The sequence below is a fragment of the Veillonella tobetsuensis genome, assembly GCF_001078375.1.
Taxonomy (GTDB): Bacteria; Bacillota; Negativicutes; order Veillonellales; family Veillonellaceae; genus Veillonella; species Veillonella tobetsuensis.
Window position 1 is genome coordinate 62495 of the sequence record NZ_DF967922.1, and the last position, 6472, is coordinate 68966.

General features: G+C 41.4%; 4 protein-coding genes and 1 pseudogene. All 5 read left to right on the forward strand.

Annotated elements, in window-relative coordinates; genetic code table 11:
• Positions 1-57: 57 nt before the first annotated feature.
• Positions 58-891, forward strand: a complete 834-nt coding sequence (gene dapF / locus VEI_RS09705) for a diaminopimelate epimerase (protein WP_059364714.1) — start codon at positions 58-60, stop codon at positions 889-891.
• Between the two features lie 58 nt (positions 892-949).
• Complete coding sequence (locus VEI_RS09710) at positions 950-2287, forward strand: Na+/H+ antiporter NhaC family protein (RefSeq protein WP_059364886.1); 1338 nt, start codon at positions 950-952, stop codon at positions 2285-2287.
• 35 nt (positions 2288-2322) lie between these two features.
• Positions 2323-3231: a 1-phosphofructokinase gene (gene pfkB, locus VEI_RS09715; protein WP_059364717.1), complete on the forward strand. Its 909-nt coding sequence runs from the start codon at positions 2323-2325 to the stop codon at positions 3229-3231.
• Positions 3232-3271: 40 nt separating this feature from the next.
• Positions 3272-5251, forward strand: a complete 1980-nt coding sequence (locus tag VEI_RS09720; RefSeq protein WP_059364720.1) for a PTS fructose transporter subunit IIABC — start codon at positions 3272-3274, stop codon at positions 5249-5251.
• Positions 5252-5565: 314 nt separating this feature from the next.
• A pseudogene (locus VEI_RS09725) lies at positions 5566-6472 on the forward strand (subtype B tannase); the annotation flags it as partial.

The following is a 6472-nucleotide window of genomic DNA, read 5'->3' on the forward strand; positions in this document are numbered from 1 at the left end:
TACTCTATTCTAAGGAAAATGTCGCTAATTAAAATGCGACTGTGAATAGGAGAATTTATGAAATTAACAAAGATGCATGGTCTCGGAAATGATTTTATCCTCTTTTCTGATCCACAGGGAAAAACTAAGGATTACACAGACCTCGCTATTCGCCTATGCGACCGCCGCACCGGTATCGGTGCTGATGGTCTTGCTATCCTAGTTCCATCCGACACATGTGATGTGCGTATGCGTATCATTAACTCTGATGGTAGCGAAGCCGAAATGTGCGGTAATGCCATTCGTTGCTTTGCCAAATATGCCTATGAGCACGGTGAAACTACAAAAGAAACTTTCACCATCGAAACCTTAGCAGGGGTCATGAAACCTACACTGACCATTGATAATGGTGTGGTTACCCAAGTAACTGTAGACATGGGGAACCCATTCTTTAATAGCCACGATATTCCGATTAATGTAGAAATGGACAAAGTTATTGATGTGGACCTCGATGTAAATGGTGAAACAGTCACTGTTAGTTCCGTTCTTCTCGGTGTACCTCATACTGAGGTTTTCATTGACGATATTACTAAAGCACCAGTAACAACACAGGGTCCTATCCTTGAAAAACACGATGCATTTCCGGCCAATACGAATGTAAACTACATCGAGGTGGTCAACGACCATCACATCAAAGTTCGCACTTGGGAGCGCGGTGCTGGTGCTACACTGGCATGCGGTACTGGTTCTTGTGCATCTGCGGTCATGGCTCACGAAAAAGGTCTTACAGGTCGTGAGGTAGATGTAGAATTATATCTTGGTACATTGCATATCAGTTATTTAGAGGATGGCACGGTTCTTATGACAGGTCCGGCTGAGGAAGTATTCGAAACAGAACTTCCTATCGAATAATATGAAGTGGTTACAATTACTATTACAGGCATACCTAAAATATAAACAAGGGCGCACCATGATGCCAAATAATATGGGACTACTGATATCATTAATCGTTTCTATCATCATTATTCTAGCATCTGTCATGTTTAGTGTTCCCATCGGCTACGCATTAATCCTCGTATGGTTGTGCTTCGCTTACGCTCTACATCGACAAGGATATAATCCAAAAGACTTACTCCGCATGTCCTGGACGAGTGCTAAAACCTCAATCGTGGTTATGCAAATCTTTTTGCTCATCGGCTGGCTCATAGCCATGTGGCAAGCATCAGGGATTATTCCCATGATTATTGCGTCTGGTATTGAATTGATTAATCCAAATCTTTTCATAATCTGCGCATTTTTAATTACATCCTGCGTGAGTATGTTACTTGGTACATCGTTCGGAACAGTGGGCACCATCGGTATTGTACTAATTACAATTGCCAAAGCAGGTAATCTGCCTATTGATATTGTAGCAGGTGCCATTATAGCAGGCGCCTATTTAGGAGACAGAAACTCACCTCTATCCTCTAGCGCCTCTCTCGTAGCTGCTCTAACACACACCAAAGTAAATAGCAATATACCAATCATGTTGAAAGATAGCTTGCCTGCTCTCATCATCAGCTGTATATTGTATCTACTCTTATCCCTATGGTTTCCACTAGACTACACTAACAGTTATCTACCGGATACGATTCATTTCGTGTTCAATATCCATTGGACATTATGGATACCAGTTCTTATCATTATTGGTTTGTTACCAACAAAGCTATCTATACGTTGGCCTATTGGTATTAGTGCACTGGCGGCAACCATCCTCGCAGTTATCCATCAAAATTATACAGTAATGGATATGTTACAATTTACCGTATTGGGGTTCCATCTGCCGGATTATAATCCGCTATCGGATATTATCCACGGCGGAGGCCTACAAACGATGTGGATACCAACCCTATCTATATTCATGGCTTGTTCCATTTCCGGCATGCTTGAAGGCGTTGGTTTTTGGAATGATATTCGCAGCCTTTTACAACACGTATCAGGTCGCGCCAAACTCTTTGCGTCGAATGTACTAATTGCATTTATTACAGGCGCCCTTGGTTGTAGTCAAGCAATTGCGGTAATCATGACGCATTCGATTATGCGCACCACCTATGCAAAGGAACGCATTCATGATGAAGATGTCATGCTAGACTTTGAAAACAGTGGCATTCTTATTGCAGCCTTACAACCATGGAATATTGCGGCGCTCGTACCTGTCATTATGATGGATGTCTCGCCCGCAGGTTACGTACCATTTGCGTTCTTCTTATACTTAGTACCACTTATCTATTGGTATCGCTTGCGACGCAAGGAACAACAAATCCATTAATACATTCTATTTATACGAAATATAGAGGAAAACTTATGATTTATACGATTACTTTCAATCCTGCATTGGATTATATCGTTCGCTTAGACCACTTAACCACGGGTACAATCAATCGCACTGAACAAGAATATGTGCTGGGCGGTGGCAAGGGTATTAATGTATCAATCGTACTTAACAATTTAGGTATGAATACAACAGCCCTCGGCTTTATCGCAGGCTTTACGGGGGATGAAATCGTACGTCAACTCAACAATTTTGGTGTACGTGAAAGCTTTATTCGCCTCAAAGAAGGTCTAACACGTATCAATGTTAAAGTAAAAGCATCTGACGAAGAAACTGAAATTAATGGTCGTGGGCCTACTATCTCAGACGATGAACTACAAGCATTATATACACAACTGGACACATTAACAGATCAAGATACATTAATCTTAGCTGGTAGCATCCCATCTAGCCTTCCAAGCGATATGTACGAAATCATTATGGAGCGCTTAGCCCATAAACACATTCGTATCGTTGTAGATGCAACTAAGGATCTATTAACTCGTGTATTGCCATACAAACCATTTTTAATCAAACCAAACAATCACGAATTAAGCGAAATCTTTGGACGTACATTGTCTACAAAAGATGATTTAGTCACTGCAGCTAAAAAATTACAGTCCCAAGGTGCACAACATGTGATCATCTCCATGGCTGGAGACGGTGCTATCTTGGTATCCGCTGATGGTACTGTCTATACAAGTCCTGCGCCTAAAGGAACGCTTATTAACTCCGTTGGTGCCGGCGATTCTATGGTAGCTGGTTTCATGACTGGATACCTCAACACCCAAGATTTACAACAAGCCCTCTATTGGGGTATTGCAACAGGCTCTGCTTCAGCCTTTTCGGAGAATCTAGCCACCAAGGACGAGGTCCTCACCTTGCTTAACACCATTCGTTAATTTTATTATTCATTATATATGTACAGTAAGGAGTACACACATGAAGATTACTGATTTATTAAAGCCCCAATCAATCCTGCTGAATGCATCACCAACTAACAAAGCGGATGCCATTTACACTCTAGGTGATTTAATGGATAAAGGCGGCAACCTATCTGACAAGGCAGAATACTTAGAAGCTGTCTTTGCCCGCGAAGAATCCGGTTCTACTGGCCTTGGCGACGGTATTGCCACACCTCATGCTAAATCCAATGGCGTAAAAGAGGCAGGTTTAGCCGCTATGGTAGTACCAAACGGTGTTGATTTCGATGCCCTTGATGGACAACCATCGCGCTTGTTCTTTATGATTGCAGCTCCAGAAGGCGCAGCTGATACTCATGTAGAGGTATTGAGCAAATTAGCAACTATGGTAATTGATCCGGACTTCAAAAACGCTCTCATCCAAGCTGCTACAGTTGACCGTTTTCTAGAACTTATCACTGCCAAAGAAGAAGGCAACTTTGATCCATCTGTAGAAGGCTATATCAAGACGGAAGATGAAAAAGCACCAAGCATTACCGATGCTATCGAAGCAAAAGCTACAGAGGCTATCGAAAAGGTTGTTCCTAAGGTATCTGTAGATAATCCATATTACGAAATATTAGCTGTTACCGGTTGTCCTACCGGTATTGCACACACATATATGGCAGCTGAATCCTTAGAACGTAAAGCAAAAGAGATGGGGATTTCTCTAAAGGTTGAAAAAAATGGTGCCTCTGGCATTAAAGATGCACTTACAGCTGAAGAAATTGAGCATGCTAAATGCATCATCGTTGCTTCCGATCGCCAAGTAGAAATGGCTCGTTTTGATGGCAAGCCAATGATTCAAACTAAGGTTGCAAACGGTATTAATAAATCAGAAGAATTATTGCGTGAAGCTATGTCCAACACAGCACCAATATATCATATGTCTCAAGCTGACAAAGATAATGCAGCATCTACTGTGGATGCGTCAGACAGCTTTGGTCGCCAAATCTACAAACATTTGATGAATGGTGTATCCCACATGCTTCCATTCGTTATTGGTGGCGGTATCTTAATCGCTTTAGCCTTCTTATTCGATACATTTAATCCAACGAACCCTTCTGGCTTCGGCTCTGGCACACCATTATCTGCATTCCTAATGAAAATCAGCGGTGCATCCTTTGGCTTTATGTTACCAGTTTTAGCAGGCTACATTGCTATGAGTATTGCCGATCGTCCTGGTCTAGTAGCCGGTTTTGTGGGTGGCTTATTAGCTAACCAAGGAGGCTCTGGTTTCCTAGGTGCTTTAATTGCAGGTTTTGCAGCAGGTTATTTAGTATTACTTGTGAAAAAACTCGTTTCTGGCTTACCTCAATCCTTAGAAGGTACTAAACCAGTTCTCTTCTATCCTGTACTTGGTGTATTATTTATCGGTATTGCCATTACATTTATCATTAACCCACCAGTATCTGCCTTAAACGAATGGCTTATGAATTCCTTGCAAACAATGGGTACTACTAGCCGCATATTATTAGGTCTTGTCTTCGGTGCTATGATGTCTGTTGATATGGGTGGCCCTGTCAACAAAGCAGCCTATGTTATCGGTACAGGCGCTCTAGCAACTGGTGAATATGGTATTATGGCCGCTGTTATGGCTGGTGGTATGGTTCCTCCATTGGCGATTGCCCTTTGTACAACATTCTTCCCTAGCCGCTTCACAGAAGCAGAACGTAAATCTGGTATTACAAATTACATCATGGGGCTTTCCTTCATCACAGAAGGTGCTATCCCATTTGCCGCAGCTGATCCTATCCGCGTATTGCCTTCTTGCATCATCGGTGCTGGTACAGCTGGTGCATTATCCATGTTCTTTGAATGTACATTACGTGCACCTCACGGTGGCATCTTCGTAGTACCAACAATCGGCAACCCACTTCTTTACCTTGCATCCATTGCAATCGGTTCCGTTGTAGCTTGCATAATCTTGGCTATTGTAAAACCAAGATTAAATAAATAATATAATACTATATAAATTCTTATTTATATAGTGAAAGCCATAAATATAATAAGAAACTTATAGTAAAACTTCTAAGTCCCTATGTCATAAAAGTACATAGGGACTTTTTCATATATCTCACTATAATTATTAATCATATAGTTTTACTTTAAATTGTTTTATATTTTTGTAAGTATCTAGGAATTATTTTCATCCCCATATTTGCTAGAACTCAATAAGTATACAATTACTTCGATTTATGTTAGACTATATAAAGATAAATAAATTTTAAAATTATAAACTATTTTTTGAAATCTAGTTCGGAGAATTAATTCATGAAATCATCTAGGAAATGTAAAGTTACTGCCGCCTTTTTAGCAGCAGCAGCTTTGGGTGGTGTTGCCTATGCAGCCCCTATCCTCAACATGAATGATTTAGTAGGTTCGAGTACTACCACTGAATCAACGACACAAGCCTCTACAAGTGTAGCGGTACCAGTCGCAAAACCACTGGCTACTCAATCAGCCCTACAAACTACACCATCTGTACCAAAGGTTACGCCACTAATCCCTCGTGTGCGTCCAATTCCAGTACCAGATACAGCAAAAGCTTTATCTGCACAACATATGGCTGTATCACAACCGCAATACGTGGTTAACAAAGAAACAAAAACTGTGATGGAGCCAACTTTGGCAATGCACAGCCTAATCAATGTACAGCGTAAAACTGAACCAGTTGTTGTAGAAAAACAAGTAGATGGTAAACAACAAATACAAACTACACAGGTACAACGCACACCGGTAGTTGTACAAGAACAGTCTACTACGCCATTAGTAGTTGCTAATACAACAACTACTAAATCAGTAGTAGCAAAGCGAAACTTAACAATTCGCGATATTCAACGTGCTGAACGGGAAAGACTAGCACAACTTGCAGCGGAAGAAGCAGCACAAAAAGAAAGTGAAGCAGTTGTAGATCAAGTTGATCATCGCATTGTTGCGGAAAAACAAGCAGAGGCGCAACGCCAAGCGGCTATTCTAGCAGAACAACAACGACAAATGGCAATCCAAGCTGAACAAGCTCGTATTGCTAAAGCTCAACGTCAAGCAGCAGAACAAGAACGCATCGCGGCTGAACAAGCTGAGGCTCAACGCCAAGCGGCTATTCTAGCAGAACAACAACGACAAATGGCAATCCAAGCTGAACAAGCTCGTATTGCTAAAGCTCAACGTCAAGCAGCAG

What these genes read in the sequence shown, in the direction of transcription:
- VEI_RS09710 (WP_059364886.1), top strand. Translation starts at nt 950, where the DNA reads ATGATGCCAAATAATATGGGACTACTGATATCATTAATCGTTTCTATC.
- pfkB (WP_059364717.1), top strand. Translation starts at nt 2,323, where the DNA reads ATGATTTATACGATTACTTTCAATCCTGCATTGGATTATATCGTTCGC.
- VEI_RS09720 (WP_059364720.1), top strand. Translation starts at nt 3,272, where the DNA reads ATGAAGATTACTGATTTATTAAAGCCCCAATCAATCCTGCTGAATGCA.
- dapF (WP_059364714.1), top strand. Translation starts at nt 58, where the DNA reads ATGAAATTAACAAAGATGCATGGTCTCGGAAATGATTTTATCCTCTTT.